The sequence below is a fragment of the Hydrogenophaga sp. genome, assembly GCF_022844385.1.
In the GTDB taxonomy this organism is placed as follows: Bacteria; Pseudomonadota; Gammaproteobacteria; order Burkholderiales; family Burkholderiaceae_C; genus Hydrogenophaga.
This window is the reverse complement of the sequence record NZ_JALHLX010000092.1, coordinates 1-14,254: the sequence shown is the minus strand read 5'-3', so window position 1 is coordinate 14,254 and position 14,254 is coordinate 1. Positions and strand designations below refer to the sequence as shown.

16 protein-coding genes are annotated in these 14,254 nt (G+C 65.8%); 8 read left to right on the top strand and 8 right to left on the bottom strand.

Annotated features, from left to right (window positions below):
- Positions 1-801: SRPBCC family protein (locus tag Q0C59_RS14210; protein ID WP_291216549.1), on the top strand; the 801-nt coding region annotated here is incomplete at its 5' end.
- Between the two features lies 1 nt (position 802).
- Positions 803-1,309: an aromatic-ring-hydroxylating dioxygenase subunit beta gene (locus tag Q0C59_RS14205; protein ID WP_291216548.1), complete on the top strand. Its 507-nt coding sequence runs from the start codon at positions 803-805 to the stop codon at positions 1,307-1,309.
- Here the strand turns inward: Q0C59_RS14205 and Q0C59_RS14200 are convergent.
- Positions 1,306-2,757 (bottom strand): N-acetylmuramoyl-L-alanine amidase, encoded by a 1,452-nt coding sequence (locus Q0C59_RS14200; protein WP_291216546.1) that lies wholly within the window; start codon positions 2,755-2,757, stop codon positions 1,306-1,308. The two genes, Q0C59_RS14205 and Q0C59_RS14200, sit on opposite strands and share 4 nt — an antisense overlap.
- Positions 2,754-3,329, bottom strand: coding sequence for a tRNA (adenosine(37)-N6)-threonylcarbamoyltransferase complex ATPase subunit type 1 TsaE (gene tsaE / locus Q0C59_RS14195; RefSeq protein WP_370654237.1), 576 nt, complete (start codon positions 3,327-3,329; stop codon positions 2,754-2,756). Before tsaE ends, Q0C59_RS14200 begins: the two co-directional genes overlap by 4 nt.
- On the opposite strand from tsaE, the gene queG reads away from it, so the two are divergent.
- Entirely contained in the window at positions 3,324-4,412 is a 1,089-nt protein-coding gene (gene queG, locus Q0C59_RS14190) for a tRNA epoxyqueuosine(34) reductase QueG (RefSeq protein ID WP_291216544.1), read from the top strand. The two genes, tsaE and queG, sit on opposite strands and share 6 nt — an antisense overlap.
- Here the strand turns inward: queG and Q0C59_RS14185 are convergent.
- Complete coding sequence (locus Q0C59_RS14185) at positions 4,400-5,962, bottom strand: acyl-CoA synthetase (RefSeq protein ID WP_291216542.1); 1,563 nt, start codon at positions 5,960-5,962, stop codon at positions 4,400-4,402. The two genes, queG and Q0C59_RS14185, sit on opposite strands and share 13 nt — an antisense overlap.
- 156 nt (positions 5,963-6,118) lie before the next feature.
- On the opposite strand from Q0C59_RS14185, the gene Q0C59_RS14180 reads away from it, so the two are divergent.
- From Q0C59_RS14180 to Q0C59_RS14170, 3 genes are all read left to right on the top strand, one after another.
- On the top strand, positions 6,119-6,925 hold the full coding sequence (locus Q0C59_RS14180; RefSeq protein ID WP_291216540.1) for an ABC transporter permease: 807 nt from the start codon (positions 6,119-6,121) through the stop codon (positions 6,923-6,925).
- A 6-nt stretch (positions 6,926-6,931) separates the two neighbouring features.
- Positions 6,932-7,936 (top strand): MlaD family protein, encoded by a 1,005-nt coding sequence (locus Q0C59_RS14175; RefSeq protein WP_291216539.1) that lies wholly within the window; start codon positions 6,932-6,934, stop codon positions 7,934-7,936.
- A gap of 116 nt (positions 7,937-8,052) precedes the next feature.
- Positions 8,053-8,679, top strand: a complete 627-nt coding sequence (locus Q0C59_RS14170; protein ID WP_291216537.1) for a hypothetical protein — start codon at positions 8,053-8,055, stop codon at positions 8,677-8,679.
- Here Q0C59_RS14170 and Q0C59_RS14165 read toward each other — a convergent pair whose 3' ends face one another.
- Both Q0C59_RS14165 and Q0C59_RS14160 read right to left on the bottom strand, forming a co-directional pair.
- A complete protein-coding gene (locus Q0C59_RS14165) occupies positions 8,680-9,171 on the bottom strand; it encodes a CreA family protein (RefSeq protein WP_291216535.1) in 492 nt (163 codons plus the stop codon).
- Between the two features lie 25 nt (positions 9,172-9,196).
- Positions 9,197-10,117 carry an AEC family transporter gene (locus tag Q0C59_RS14160; RefSeq protein ID WP_291216534.1) on the bottom strand — a complete coding sequence of 307 codons (921 nt, stop codon included), beginning with the start codon at positions 10,115-10,117 and terminating at the stop codon, positions 9,197-9,199.
- A gap of 181 nt (positions 10,118-10,298) precedes the next feature.
- Between Q0C59_RS14160 and Q0C59_RS14155 the strand changes: the two genes are divergently transcribed.
- Positions 10,299-11,276, top strand: a complete 978-nt coding sequence (locus Q0C59_RS14155; RefSeq protein ID WP_291216533.1) for a tripartite tricarboxylate transporter substrate binding protein BugE — start codon at positions 10,299-10,301, stop codon at positions 11,274-11,276.
- Positions 11,277-11,281: 5 nt separating this feature from the next.
- Complete coding sequence (gene xerD / locus Q0C59_RS14150) at positions 11,282-12,193, top strand: site-specific tyrosine recombinase XerD (protein ID WP_291216551.1); 912 nt, start codon at positions 11,282-11,284, stop codon at positions 12,191-12,193.
- 87 nt (positions 12,194-12,280) lie between these two features.
- On the opposite strand, the gene msrA is transcribed toward xerD, so the two are convergent.
- The 3 genes from msrA to Q0C59_RS14135 all read right to left on the bottom strand — a co-directional run.
- On the bottom strand, positions 12,281-12,943 hold the full coding sequence (gene msrA, locus Q0C59_RS14145) for a peptide-methionine (S)-S-oxide reductase MsrA (RefSeq protein WP_291216531.1): 663 nt from the start codon (positions 12,941-12,943) through the stop codon (positions 12,281-12,283).
- A complete protein-coding gene (gene msrB / locus Q0C59_RS14140) occupies positions 12,940-13,437 on the bottom strand; it encodes a peptide-methionine (R)-S-oxide reductase MsrB (RefSeq protein WP_291216529.1) in 498 nt (165 codons plus the stop codon). Before msrB ends, msrA begins: the two co-directional genes overlap by 4 nt.
- Before the next feature lie 67 nt (positions 13,438-13,504).
- Positions 13,505-14,254: PA4780 family RIO1-like protein kinase (locus Q0C59_RS14135; RefSeq protein ID WP_291216526.1), on the bottom strand; the 750-nt coding region annotated here is incomplete at its 5' end.

Genomic DNA, 14,254 nt, shown 5'->3' with positions numbered 1-14,254 from the left:
GCCGAACCCTTCGAGCAGTACATCGGCCCCAACGTCATGCCCTGGCTCGACCGCATCTTCAAGGGCCGCGAACTCAAGCTGCTGGGCTACAACCGCCAGCGCATTCCGGGCAACTGGAAACTGATGATGGAAAACATCAAGGACCCGTACCACCCGGGTCTGCTGCACACCTGGTTTGTGACCTTCGGACTGTGGCGCGCCGACCAGAAGAGCCGCATGGTGATGGATGAACACGGCCGGCACGCGGTGATGATTTCGCGCCGCAACGAAGGTGGCACCAACAAGTCGGTGACCGAAGGCGTGACCAGCTTCAAGGCCGACATGGCGCTGCACGACACGCGCCTGCTCGACGTGGTGCCCGAAGCCTGGTGGACGGTGGACGATCCGTCCAACTCCGGCACGACCATCACGCCCACGGTCACCATGATCACGCTGTTCCCCAGCCTCATCATCCAGCAGCAGGTCAACTCGCTGTCCACGCGTCACATCGTGCCGCGCGGTGCAGGAGAGTTCGACTTTGTGTGGACCCACTTCGGTTTTGCCGATGACACCGAGGAGATGACGCAGCGCCGCCTGCGCCAGGCCAACCTGTTTGGCCCGGCCGGTTTTGTGAGCGCGGACGACGGCGAGGTGATCGAGTTCAGCCAGGACGGCTTCAAGCAGTGGGGCGAAGGCGGCAGCACGCTGGTGGAGCTCGGCGGTCGGGGCGACGACGTGGGCCAGCCGCCCACCGAGCACATGGTCACCGAAACGTTGATCCGGTCGATGTACGCCTACTGGCGCAAGGCCATGGGGGAATGACATGCCAGTGATTGACCAGGACCTGCAAAGCCTGCTGCTGCACCACGCGGTGGACCGCTTCAACGCAGCCTACGCCGCCACGCTGGACGGCCGCCGCTTCAACGAGTGGCCCGACTGCTTCGTGGAGGACGCGCGCTACAAGGTGCAGGCGCGCGAGAACTTCGACCGGGGTTTGCCGCTGGCGTTGCTCGCGCTGGAGAGCCAGGGCATGCTGCGCGACCGCATCTACGGCACCAGCCAGACCATCTACCACGGGCCGTACTACACGCGCCACGTGGTGAGCCCGGCGCGCATCACGCATCCGGGCGCGGGAACCAACGACGATCCGATCCAGGCCGAAGCCAACTACGCGGTGTTCCGCACCAAACCCGGTGGTGTGAGCGAGGTCTACAACGTGGGCCGCTACATCGACGCGTTTGTGAGCACGGACGCGGGCCTCAAACTGAAAAGCCGGACCTGTGTGTACGACAGCGAGATGGTGCTCAACTCGCTGATCTACCCGATCTAGATCTGCCGATTGCGCGCCAGCGGCGGGTTCTTGCTGAAGTACGCCACGATGCCGCGCAGCAGCGCGTCGGCCAGGTCGTCCTGGTACTTCGGGTCGTTCAGGCGCGCTTCTTCATCGGGGTTGCTGATGAACGCGGTTTCCACCAGCACGCTCGGAATATCGGGTGCGCGCAGCACCGCGAAGTTGGCTTGCTCCACGCGAGGCTTGTGCAGCTTGCCCACCCGTTTCACATGGCCGAGCATGGCGCTGCCAAGCTTGAGACTGTCGTTGATCTGAGCGGTGGTGCTCATGTCGAGCAGGGCGCGTTGCACCGTGGCGTCTTTGGCCTTCACATTGAGACCACCCACCTTGTCGGCGGCGTTTTCCTTGTTGGCCATCCAGCGCGCGGCGGCGCTGCTGGCGCCCTTGGTGCTGAGTGCGTAGACGCTCGCGCCTTGCGGTCGGGGCGTGTAGAACGCGTCTGCGTGCAGGCTGATGAAGAGGTCGGCCTGCACCCGTTGGGCTTTTTGCACCCGCACCTGCAGGGGCACGAAGAAGTCCTTGTCGCGCGTCATGTAGGCTCGCATGGGGTTGCCGTTGACGCGGGTGTCGTTGATGCGGTCTCGCAGTTTTTGGGCGATTTGCAGCACCACTTTTTTCTCGTGCGTGCCATTGGGTCCGATGGCACCGGGGTCTTCGCCGCCGTGGCCGGGGTCCAGCGCCACGATGATGAGTCGCTCGGTTCTGGCGGGCGGGCCAACCGGTCGCTTCGCAGGGCTGCCCGATGAAGACCCGGCGGCGACTGCCGTGCCTGTGTTGTCAGGTGGCGGAGCCGGCTTGCCGGGGGTAGCACCCGATTGACCACGCTGTGCGATCAATGCCCCCAGCGGGTCGTCCACCGGATTGGCCGCTGTCACGCGGTCGTTCGGGTTGGGGCCGCCCGCCACCTGGCCCATCTCCAGACCGAGCAGGCGTGCCGCGCGCTCGCTGGCCGCGTCCAGGTCCTTCATGCGCTGGGCGATCAGTTGCTCCAGTGGATCGGGCGCGTTCACCGGGTAGAGGTCGAGCACCAGGCGGTGCTGGTAGGCGGCCACCGGCTCCAGGTTGAACACCTGCGGTTTGATGGCCTGCTTGAGGTCGATGACCAGCCGCACCACGTTGGAGGCGTTCTGCGCCACGCGGATGCTGCCGATGTTGGGGTCGTCCGACTTCAACTTGCCCACCAGTTCACGCAAGCCGGGCAGCAGGTCGATGCCCTCGATGTCCACCACCATGCGGGGTGGTTCGGTCACGAAGAACTTCTGTGCCTTGAGCTCACCGTCGGACTCGATCGTCACGCGGGTGTAGTCCTCGGCCGGCCAGATGCGCACCGCCAGCACGCTGGCGCCGCGCGCAATGTGCTGCACGCCCAGCAGCAGCACCAGCGTGCCCGATCGGAGCAGGGTGCGGCGGCTGATGGGGCCCGTCATGCCAGGGCCTCCAGCAGACGCAGACCCGTGGGGGTCAGGGCGGTGGCGCGCACGGTGCGGGCGCTGTCGTGTTCCGGGTCGGTGTGGGGGTTCATGTCGTCGGGTTGGATGTCGATCTGCAGATCGACCGCCGGCAGAAACGCGCCAGCGCGTTCGGGCCACTCCACCAGCTTGAGACCCGGGCTGGCAAAAAGTTCGCGAAAGCCGGCGTCTTCCCATTCGCGCGGGTCGTTGAAACGGTAGAAGTCGAAGTGCCAGACCGACAGCGGCTCGCCCGCCGGCATGACCGGGCAGTCCATCGCGCTGTGCGGCTCCACCACCGCGTAGGTGGGGCTCTTGATGCGACCGCGCACACCGAGCGCGCGCAGCAGGTGGCGCACCAGGGTGGTCTTGCCGGCACCCAGATCGCCTTGCAGCGTGAGGGTGGCGTGGGCGATGGCGGGTGACAGGGCGAGGCGAAGGGCGAAGGCCTGGGTGTCCTCTTCGGTGGCCCAGTGGCCTTGCCACTGTGAAGACGCGGACAACGCACCCGCAGGAGCCAGACCGGTTCCTACAATGCTCGTCACATGAATGTCGCTTTGGATGCCGCTCAACTCGTCTCGCAGATTCAGGCCTGGGGCCAGGAGCTTGCATTTTCCCAAATCGGGGTGTCCGGTGTGGATTTGTCGGCTGCCGAGCCCGGTTTGATGGCCTGGTTGTCGGCTGAATGTCACGGTGAGATGGGCTACATGGCCGCGCACGGCCTCAAACGCGCCCGCCCGGCCGAGCTGGTGCCGGGCACGCTGAGTGTGATCACCGCGCGCATGGACTACTTGCCGAGGGCCACGCCCGAGGGCTGGCAGGCCATTGAGCTCGATCGCCTCGACAGTCCGCACGAGGCCGTGGTCTCGATGTATGCGCGGGGCCGGGACTACCACAAGGTGCTGCGCAACCGCCTGCAGACCTTGAGTGATCGCATCGCAGCGCACATCGGGCCCTTCGGGTACCGCGTGTTCACCGACTCGGCCCCGGTGCTGGAGGTGGAGCTGGCTTCGCGCAGCGGCATTGGCTGGCGCGGCAAACACACGCTGGCGCTGCACCGCGAAGCGGGATCGATGTTTTTTCTGGGCGAAGTCTTCGTGGACCTGGCGCTGCCACCCACCGAAGTCGTCAGCGAACACTGCGGCACCTGCAGCGCCTGCATCGATGTGTGCCCCACGCAGGCCATCACCGGCCCGCATCGCGTGGACGCGCGGCGCTGCATCAGCTACCTCACCATCGAGCACGCCGGACCGATTCCGCTGGAGTTGCGACCGCTCATGGGCAACCGCATATACGGCTGCGACGACTGCCAGCTCGTCTGCCCGTGGAACAAGTTCGCTCAGCGCTCGGCCTTGCCCGATTTTGACGAGCGTGCTGGTCTGTCCGGCGCCTCCCTGGTCCAACTCTTTGCCTGGAGCGAGGCTGAGTTCCTGAAACGAACCGAGGGCAGCGCCATCCGGCGCATCGGGCATGAGCGTTGGCTGCGCAACATCGCAGTGGCCATGGGCAACGCCCTGCGTGTGCGGTCCGACTCCGCCATTGAAAGTGCCTTGCGAGCGCGCGCCGACCACCCGAGCCCGGTCGTGCGCGAGCACGTGGCCTGGGCACTCGCGCAGAAGGCTCAGCCTGCGTAGCGCAACCGCAGTTCCCGCTTGAGCAGCTTGCCGCTGGGGTTTTTGGGCAGGCTGTCGGTGAACACCACACGCTTCGGGCTCTTGAAGCTGGCCATGTGCTCGGTGCAATGGGCGATCACCTCGGCCTCGGTGAGCTGGTGACCGGCCTTCACCACGATCACCGCGGTGACGGCTTCCACCCACTTCGCATCGGGCAGACCGATCACCGCCACCTCGCTCACCCCACCCAGGCGGTAGATCATTTCTTCCACCTCGCGGCTGGCCACGTTTTCGCCGCCGGTCTTGATCATGTCTTTCTTGCGGTCGACCACCGTGATGTAGCCCTCATCGTCTATCAGCGCCAGGTCACCGCTGTGGAACCAGCCACCCTCGAACGATGACGCGGTGCGCTCGGGGTCGTTGAAGTAGCCCAGCATGAGGTGCGGCGAGCGGTGCACGATCTCGCCAACCTCGCCCACCACCACGTCGTCCATTGCGTCGTTGACCACGCGCGTTTCCACGTTGAGAACCGCTTTGCCACACGAGCCGGGTTTGCGCAGCTGGTCCTGTGGGCCGAGCATGGTGGCCAGCGGCGCAATCTCGGTCTGCCCGTACAGGTTCCACAGCCGCACGCCAGGCAGACGCGCCGCGAGTTCCTTGAGCACCTCCACCGGCATGATGGACGCACCGTAGTAGCCCTTGACCAGACTCTTCAACTTCGTGGCATCGAACAAGGGCGAGCGAAGCAGCGCGATCCACACCGTGGGCGGCGCGAAGAAGCTGGTGATCTGGTGCTTTTCGATCAGGGCCAGCAGGTTGTCGGGCACCGGCTTGGACGTGATCACGTTGCTGCTGCCGATGTAGATGGCCGGGCCAAAGAACACGTCGAGCTGGGCGCAGTGGTAGAGCGGCAGGGCGTGCAGCGCCCGGTCCACTTCGGCGATCTCGGCGTTGATCACGCAGCTCACGTACTGCCACAGCACCGCATCGTGGGTGAGCATGGCGCCCTTGGGCGTGGACTCGGTGCCGCTGGTGTAGACGATCTGGGCCAGGTCGAAGCTGCCCAGGGTCACTTCGGGCAACGGGTCGGGGCAGGCTGCGAGGTGGTCGAAGCGGTGCATGGTGGCATCGGGCTCGCCCGGGTCTTCGCTGGGCAGCCAGATGAAGCGCTCCACCGAGGTGTCCAGCGCAGCGGCCTCTCGGGCCAGGGCGGCCAGGCCGCTGTCGGTGGCCAGGGTCCTGGCGCCCGCGTGGCGCAGGATCCAGGCCACCTCGTCGGCCTTGAGCATGAAGTTGATCGGCACCATGACCGCGCCCCGGCGCGCCAGGGCGAAACGCAGGGCCGCAAAGCCGTGGGAGTTGCGCGCCAGCACGGCCACCTTGTCGCCCTCGGCCACGCCCAGGTGCGCCAGCCCGGCGGCCAGCCGGCTCACCAGCGCGTCGAAGTCGGCGTAAGTCCAGGTGGTATTGCCGCAGACGATGGCTGTCTTGTCAGGCAAACGCACGGCGGTGCGGTGCAAGGCGTCGGCGATGGTCTGGCGGCGCACCACCGGCGAAAGGGTCGAAGACATGCATGGGCTCCTGATGGGATGGTCGGCGGCTGGCGCCGATGGCCTGATTGAAGCCCAATCATCCGCTTTGGCCATGCGCGTTTCCACCAGCCTGCTGTCACCTTTGCACACGGCCTGCGGGTCAAGCCTTCACCGACCGCGGACTATCATCGGCCGATGAACCCCGTCTCTGCCAGCCACACGCTCATGACCCGCTGGGGCCAGCGGGCGCGCCTGTGGGGGACCACCTGGTGGCAGGTGGTCATGCTGGGGGCGCAGATCCTGGTGGTGGCGCTCACACCCTCGAGCTACGCCACGCGCGCGCGTCGCCAGTGTGTGTTGTTGCACATCGTCCAGGCCACCGCGCCGTTGCTCACCGGCTTCCTGGTGCTCTCGGCGCTCATCAGCCTGGTGCTGATCCGCATCGTGGTGGCCACCGCCTACAGCTACGGCCTGTCGCAGTACGCGCTGGGGGTGCTGGTGCGCACGCTGGTGCTCGAACTCATTCCGCTGTACGCGGCCATGTTCGTCGCGGCGCGCTACGCCATGCCGGGCGCGCAGGTGGTGCGTGAGCAGCTGTCTGCCCACCAGCGCGCGGGCCGTGAATGGGGCCAGGGGGTGTTGTTGACCACCGAGCTGCTGCCCCGCGCCCTGGCCTCCATGTTTTCGGTGTTGATGCTGGCCGCGCTGAGCTGCGTGATCGCGCTGGTGCTCACCTACCTCACGGTCTACGGCTTTTCGCACTGGGGCCTGCCGGGCTACACGCGCAGCGTGGGCCAGGTGTTCACGCCGGCGGTGACGCTGATCTTCACGCTCAAGACCCTGTTCTTCAGCCTGGCCGTGGCGGTGGTGCCACTGGCCGGCAGTGCGCAGCAGGACGCGCACGGTCTGTACGCACAACGCAGCGACATTTCCGAGTTCGCGCGTCTGTTCTCTGTTGTGCTGCTCATCGAAATCGTTTCGCTGGTCGGCAACTACTACTGATCTCCCATGAACGCCACACCCGACGATTCCAAGGATTCCGAGACACCCGAGGTGAAGAACCTCGAGTTCAAGGCCGCGCTCTTGCTCGTCGCCATGCTCGTGCTGGTGGTCGGTTCGGCGCTGTATGTGATGTTTGCGCGCGGCATGTTTGAAGACACGCAGCGGCTGGTGCTGATCTCCGACGACTCCGAAGGCGTGGTGGTCGGCATGGACATGACCTTTGCCGGTTTTCCCATCGGGCGCGTGGGGCGCATCGAACTCGGCGCGGACGGCACGGCGCGCATCCTGATCGACGTGCCGAGCAAGGACGCCAAGTGGCTGCGCACCTCCAGCATCTTCACCATGGAGCGCGGTCTGGTGGGGGGCACGCGCATTCGCGCCTACAGCGGCGTGCTGGACGACCCCGCGCTGCCCGACGGAGCCGAACGCACCGTGTTGCGCGGCGACACCGCGGCCGAGATCCCGAAGCTGGCGGCGAGCATGCGCGAGGTGCTGGAGAACGTGGCGGCCCTCACCAAGAAGGACGCTGCACTGGACGTGGCGCTGACCAACGTGCAGACCGCCACCGAGCGGCTCAAGGGCCCGCAGGGTGCCATGGGCGTGCTGATGGGCAACGACGAGGACGCCAAGAAACTGGTGATCACCATCGAACGTGCCAACGCCCTGCTGGCGCGCGCCGAAACGCTGACCCAGCGCATGGACAGCCTGGTGAGCAATGCGAACAAGCAGGTGTTCGGCCAGGGATCTGCCGATGGCGGCCTGGTGACCGACGCCCGCGCGACCGTGCAGCAACTCAATGGCATGCTCGCCGAGGCCAGAGTCAGCCTGCAGAAGGTGGACGCGGTGCTGGTGGAGGCGCAGGGCATTGCGAGCAACACGCGCGAAGCCACCACCGACCTCGGCGTGTTGCGCGGCGAGGTCGAGTCCAGCCTGCGCAAGGTGGACGGGCTGATCAACGACATCAACCGCAAGTGGCCGTTTGCGCGTGACACGGAAATCAAACTGCCATGATCGAAATCACCCCCGTCGCTTGCTCACTGCGTGTAGCCGCATCCCCCCTCCAGGGGGCAACACCCTGCGCCCCGGCAAAGCCGGTTGCGCGGTGTTTCTGGTCGGGGAGCACAGCCGTGCTTCTGCTCGCCTTGGCCGCCTGCTCCAGCAACCCACCGCCTCCCCAATGGCCGGCCGAGGCCAAAGGCAGCAGCGAGCGCGCCACCGAGGCCTGGCTCAGCGGCAACAGCCGCATCGAGGCGGCAGAGTTCAGCCGCGCCCGGGGCGAGGTGGCGCGCACCGGGCAGGTGGCGCTGGTGGCGCGGCTGGAGTTGCTGCGATGTGCCACCCGGGTGGCCAGTCTGGTGGTGGAGCCTTGCACCGGATTTGATGTGTTGGCGCAGGATGCCGCACCAGCCGAACAGGCCTATGCGCGGTACCTGGCGGGCACGGCTTCGGCGGGCGATGCAGTGTTGCTGCCCGAAGCGCACCGCGGTCTGATCGGCAACGCTGCGCCAGATGCGACGTTGGCCGCGATCCAGGACTCGCTCTCGCAACTGGTGGCCGCTGGTGTGCTGTTTCGCAGCGGGCGCGCCACGCCCGGTGTGATCGCTCAGGCGGTGGACACCGCGTCGGCGCGCGGCTGGCGCCGGCCCTTGCTGGCGTGGCTGCAGGTGCAGCAAGAGCGTGCGAAGGCGGCCGGTGATGCGAATGCCGCAGCTGCCGTGCAGCGGCGCATCGACCTGGTGGCGCCGCCCCGCTGATCAGCGCATCGGAATCGCCAGGCCGGTGGGCAACGTCACCGCGGTGATGCTGTTGTCGGGCGAGCCTTCAATCACGCGGTCGGAGTAGCTCAGGTAGACGAGCGTGTTGCGGGCCTTGTCGACCATGCGCACCACTTGCAGTTTTTTGAACACCAGCGAAGTGCGCTCGGTGAAGACCACCTCTTGCTGCCGCAAAGGGTCGCCCATGAAGGACACGGCGCCCACCTGCTTGCACTCGATGCTGGCGTCCGAGGTGTCTTCGGCCAGACCCAGCCCCCCTTTGATGCCGCCGGTCTTGGCGCGCGACACGTAGCAGGTGACACCTTTGACCTTCGGGTCGTCAAACGCCTCGACCACGATTTTGTGATCGGGTCCGAACAGCTTGAAGACCGTGTCCACCTCGCCGATGGCCTGGGCATGGGCCGCCGAGGCCGCCAACAACAGACCCAGCAGCAGACCAGACACGGGGATGGAAGAGTGCAATGGGTTCATGGTGGCTTTCAGAAGGGGATGTTGATCAGGTACCGGCCAGTGGCCGCAGCACGCCGAGGGCAAAAGGCAGACTCACGATGCCCAGCAAGGTGGACAGCGTGACAAGCCCTGCCACATAGGGACCGTTGTATCCCATGCGCGCGGCCAGCACATAACAGCTGGATGCGGTGGGCACGGCCGAGAACATGAGCAGGATGGTGGTCTGTGTCGGGTCAAGCCGGAACAACAGGGCCAGCCCGAGCGCCATGAGCGGCATGCCCAGGTGTTTGACCGCCAGCACCAGACCGCCCAGCGTTTTGGCGCTGGCCAGCATGCCGAACTGCATGCCCGCACCCGCGGCCATGAGGCCCAGCGCCAGCGAGGCCTGACCGATGCGGTTGACCGTGGGCTCCAGCCAGAACGGCATGGAGAAACCCAGCAGGTTGGCCACGAGGCCGGAGACCGTGCCGATGATGAGCGGATTGCGCAGCAGCTCGCGCATGAAGCCCTTGTTGGCATGCCGCGCCATGGGCCAGACCGCGCCCACGTTGAACAGCGGCACGCACACGCCGATCAGCACGGCGATCATGAGCAGGCCCGGTGCTCCTGCCACTTTTTCAGCCAGGGCCAGCGCAATAAAGGAGTTGAAGCGAAAGCCCACCTGGGCGCTGGCCGCGTGCAGGCGCACGTCCAGGTGCTTGCCGATCCACGGCCAGTGAGGCAGCGAATACGACAGTGCGATGCCGCACAGGCCAAGAGAGATGCCGGCGCCCATGAGGCTGGAGGCCTGGCTCAGGTCCAGCGGGCTTTTCACAATGCTGTGGAACAGCAGCACCGGAAACAGAAAGTAGTACACCAGACTTTCCACCTGCTCCCACACCTTGCGGTTGAGCGCAGTGAAGCGACACACCAGGTAGCCACAGAGGATGAGAGAAAAGTCAGGGAAGAGGAGTTGGGCGAAATTCACCGGGGGAGCATAGCGTGCTCCCCAGGGTGTTCGGGGGTTTCCACTTATGTAGTTGTCCCATGGTCATGAGCCTGCCCAGCGGCTACATTGCAGGCTCGCATCGCGCAACCTTACCTCGGTCGCGCGGACAGGGTCGACCCCGGCCTGCCTTCATCGATGTCTCAAGCAAGGAGCAAGTCTCATGGTTTCTCGTCGTCAACTGGTCGCAATCGGTCTGGCCTCCGCCACAGTGGTGGTGGGTGGTTCTGCCTGGGCCCAGGCTTATCCCAACAAGATCGTTCGCCTGCAGGTTCCGTTTGCACCCGGCGGCACCACCGACATCATTGCCCGCGTCATGTCGGAGCCGTTGAGCAAAGCACTGGGCCAGAACGTGATCGTGGAAAACAAGGCAGGTGGCGGCGGTGTGGTGGGTGCGCTCGAACTCTCCCGCGCTCCGGCCGATGGCTACATCCTGGGCATGGCCACGGTGTCCACCACCGCAGCCAACCCGGCCATCAACACCAAGATTCCGTACAACACGCTCACCGACTTCACGCCCATCATCAACATCGCGGCCACGCCCAACGTGATCGCGGTACACCCCAGCTTTCCTGCCAAGGACTACAAGGGTTTCGTGGCCGAGCTGCAGAAGAACCCAGGCAAATACAGCTACGCCAGTTCGGGCACAGGTGGCATCGGCCACCTCCAGACCGAGTTGTTCAAGAGCCTGACCAACACCTTCATCACCCACATTCCCTATCGTGGTGCGGGCCCTGCGCTCAACGACACCGTGGGTGGTCAGGTGCCGATCATTTTTGACAATCTGCCCTCGGCGCTGCCCTTCATCCGCGATGGCCGCCTCATCGCCATCGTGGTGGCTGCGCCCCAGCGCGTGGCCAGCATGCCCAATGTGCCGACTTTCAAGGAGGTGGGGCTGGAGCCGGTGAACCGCATGGCGTACTACGGGATCATCGGCCCCAAGGGTCTGCCGCAAGACGTGGTGGACAAGATCTCCAGCGCGACCCGTCAGGCGCTGAACGATCCCGCCATCAAGAAGCGCGTGGAAGACACCGGCTCCCTGATCGTGGCCAACACCCCTGCCGAGTTCTCCGCGCAGATCAAGGCCGAGTTCGAGGTTTACAAGCAGGTGGTCGCCAAGCAAAAGCTCAAGCTGGAGTGATCAACCTGTCCCTGGCAGCGACCAGCGAGGACCTTGCCGGGGCTTTTGTCGACGCGCTCTGGCTCGAAGAGGGCCTCTCGCGCAACACGCTGGACGCGTACCGGCGTGATCTGGTCCTGTTGGGCCAGTGGCTGGCCGGGCAGGGCAAGACCCTGCCCGAGACCACCGAGGCCGACCTCAACGGCTATTTCAGCGAGCGCCACAGCCAGACGCGCGCCACCACCGCCAACCGGCGGCTCACGGTGTTCAAGCGCTACTTCCGCTGGGCGCTGCGCGAACGTTTCATCACCACCGACCCCACGCTGCGCCTTTCGCCTGCGCGCCAGCCGCTGCGCGTGCCCAAGACGATGTCGGAGGCGCAGGTGGAGGCCCTGCTCAGCGCGCCCGACACGGGCACACCGCTGGGGCAACGCGACCGGAGCATGCTGGAGTTGATGTACGCCAGCGGCCTGCGCGTGAGTGAACTCGTCACGCTCAAGACCTGGCACGTGGGCATGAACGAACAGGTGTTGCGCGTCACTGGCAAGGGCAACAAGGAACGTCTGGTTCCGTTTGGTCAGGTGGCCGGGCATTGGCTGCAGCGTTACCTGGGGCAGGCACGCGGCGAGATATTGAACGGTCTGCAGAGCGAGGACCTGTTCGTCACCTCGCGCGGTTCGCGCGCCGGTGAAGCCATGACGCGTGCCATGTTCTGGCAGCTGGTGAAGAAGTACGCGCTGGCCGCCGGCATCACATCGCCGCTGTCACCGCACACCTTGCGCCATGCGTTCGCCACGCACCTGCTCAACCACGGCGCCGACCTGCGCGCGGTGCAGATGCTGCTCGGCCACGCCGACATTTCCACCACCACCATCTACACCCACGTGGCGCGAGAACGCCTCAAGACCATCGTGGCGCAGCACCATCCTCGCGGGTGAGCAAAGGGCCGCAGCGCAGGGCCGCCCCAAGCAAGGCCGCGCCCCCTCGGGGGGCAGCGAACCGCGCAGCGGCGGAGCGTGGGGGCACTATTTCCCCCACAGCTGTGCGAGGCGCGCATCGCGCCCGCAACTCGTGCGGTAGTACTTGTAGCGAACCGGGTTCTTCAGGTAGTAGTCCTGGTGGTAGTCCTCGGCCGCGTAAAACATGCTGGCGGGCACGACTTCGGTGACGATCGGTTCCTTGAACGGCTTGGACTTCTCCAGCGCCGCCAGCGAACGTTTCACCACCTCCATCTGCGCCGCGTCGTGCGTGAAGATGGCCGTGCGGTAGGGGTTGCCCGCGTCGCAGAACTGGCGGTCCTTGGTCGTGGGGTCGATGGTGCGCCAGAACTTTTCAACCAGCGTGGCGTAGCTCACCTTGGCCGGGTCGAACACGATCTCCACCGCTTCGGCGTGGCCCGTGCCGTTGCGGGACACCTGCTGGTAAGTGGGGTTGACTGTTGTGCCGCCGATGTAACCCGAGGTGGTCGAGAGCACGCCCGGGACCTTGTCGAAGTCGGCCTCCACACACCAGAAACAGCCGCCGGCAAACGTGGCTTTGGCGGTGGTGGGCGTCGTTTGAGCTTGTGCCGCTCCAGCGGACAGCAGCATCGCAGCCGTGACGAGCAGGTGGCGCGCGATCACTGAGAAACCTTCGCCCTTCGGGCTGCGGTGCGAGCTGGCTTGGGAACGGCCCGGCACGACGCTCATGCGACCGCCTTGAAAGTCAGCGCCACGCCGTTGTTGCAATAGCGTTTGCCGCTGGGTTTGGGGCCGTCGTTGAACACATGGCCTTGGTGCCCGTCGCAGCGCACGCAGTGGTATTCGGTGCGGGGGAAGATCGCCTTGTAGTCGGTCTTGGTGCCCAGCGCGCCTGCCAGCGGCGTGTGAAAGCTCGGCCAGCCGGTGCCGCTCTCGTACTTGGTGTCGGACGAGAACAGCGGCAGGTCACAGCCCGCGCAGTGGTACGTGCCCTTGCGCTTCTCGGCGTTGAGCGGGCTGCTGCCCGGGCGCTCCGTGCCTTCTTCGCGCAGCACGTCGAACTGGGCCGGAGTGAGGCGTTTTTTCCACTCGGCCTCGCTGAGTTTCCAGGGATCGGTGGCGGCCAGGGCTTGGGCCACGGGGGCGGCGGCCTGAGAGCCCAGGCCAAGCAGTGCAAGCAGTTTCATGGTCTGGCGGCGGGTGGGGTGGGACGGAGTGTTCATGCCCATGAGTCGAACACAGCCGGCATTCCTTACGCGGCTCCACGGGTACTCGGAGTAAAGAGCAGCTTTACATCTGCGCCATGCGCAGGCGCCGGGCTGCGTCTTCGTCGCGCGCGTCGTCGATCTCGCGCATCACGCTGCCCAGGTCCACCGTGCCCGGCGCGCGCTCGTAGCGGCCAGTCAGGGGTGTGTCGTTGCTCAGCAGGCCGCTCTGGTACAGGCTCCAGATCTCGGCGCCAAACTGTGTCTTGAGCAGCTCGGGCGCGAACTGGCCGAAGAAGTCGCGCAGGTTGGCCACGTCGCGCAGCAGCATGCGCTGGGCGTGGTTGTTGCCGGCGGCGTCCACGGCCTGCGGCAGGTCGATGATCACGGGGAAGTCGTCGGTGCCGTCTTCGCCCGAATGCGCCAGCAGGATGTTGAACTCCGACAGATCGCCGTGCACCACACCTGCACACAGCATGCGCACCACCTCGCCCACCAGCGTGGCGTGGTGCTGGCGTGCCTGCTGGGGCGTGAAGGCCACGTCGTTGAGGCGCGGGGCTGCGTCGCCGTCGGCATCGGTCACCAGCTCCATCAGCAGCACACCGTCGGCGAAGTTGAACGGCTGGGGCACCCGCACACCGGCCGCGGCCAGGCGGTACAGCGCGTCCACCTCGGCGCTTTGCCACGCAGCCTCTTGCGATTCGCGGCCGAACTTTGTGCCCTTGGCCATGGCGCGCGCCTGGCGCGAGTTTTTCACCTTGCGGTTTTCGGTGTAGTCCACCGCCTGGCGAAAGCTGCGGTTGTTCGCTTCCTTGTAGATCTTGGCGCAGCGGGT

Excerpts from the sequence above, each read along its gene's own strand:
- Q0C59_RS14205 (WP_291216548.1), top strand. The coding sequence starts at position 803 with ATGCCAGTGATTGACCAGGACCTGCAAAGCCTGCTGCTGCACCACGCG.
- Q0C59_RS14200 (WP_291216546.1), bottom strand. The coding sequence starts at position 2,757 with ATGACGGGCCCCATCAGCCGCCGCACCCTGCTCCGATCGGGCACGCTG.
- queG (WP_291216544.1), top strand. The coding sequence starts at position 3,324 with ATGAATGTCGCTTTGGATGCCGCTCAACTCGTCTCGCAGATTCAGGCC.
- Q0C59_RS14185 (WP_291216542.1), bottom strand. The coding sequence starts at position 5,962 with ATGTCTTCGACCCTTTCGCCGGTGGTGCGCCGCCAGACCATCGCCGAC.
- Q0C59_RS14180 (WP_291216540.1), top strand. The coding sequence starts at position 6,119 with ATGAACCCCGTCTCTGCCAGCCACACGCTCATGACCCGCTGGGGCCAG.
- Q0C59_RS14175 (WP_291216539.1), top strand. The coding sequence starts at position 6,932 with ATGAACGCCACACCCGACGATTCCAAGGATTCCGAGACACCCGAGGTG.
- Q0C59_RS14165 (WP_291216535.1), bottom strand. The coding sequence starts at position 9,171 with ATGAACCCATTGCACTCTTCCATCCCCGTGTCTGGTCTGCTGCTGGGT.
- Q0C59_RS14155 (WP_291216533.1), top strand. The coding sequence starts at position 10,299 with ATGGTTTCTCGTCGTCAACTGGTCGCAATCGGTCTGGCCTCCGCCACA.
- msrA (WP_291216531.1), bottom strand. The coding sequence starts at position 12,943 with ATGAGCGTCGTGCCGGGCCGTTCCCAAGCCAGCTCGCACCGCAGCCCG.
- msrB (WP_291216529.1), bottom strand. The coding sequence starts at position 13,437 with ATGAACACTCCGTCCCACCCCACCCGCCGCCAGACCATGAAACTGCTT.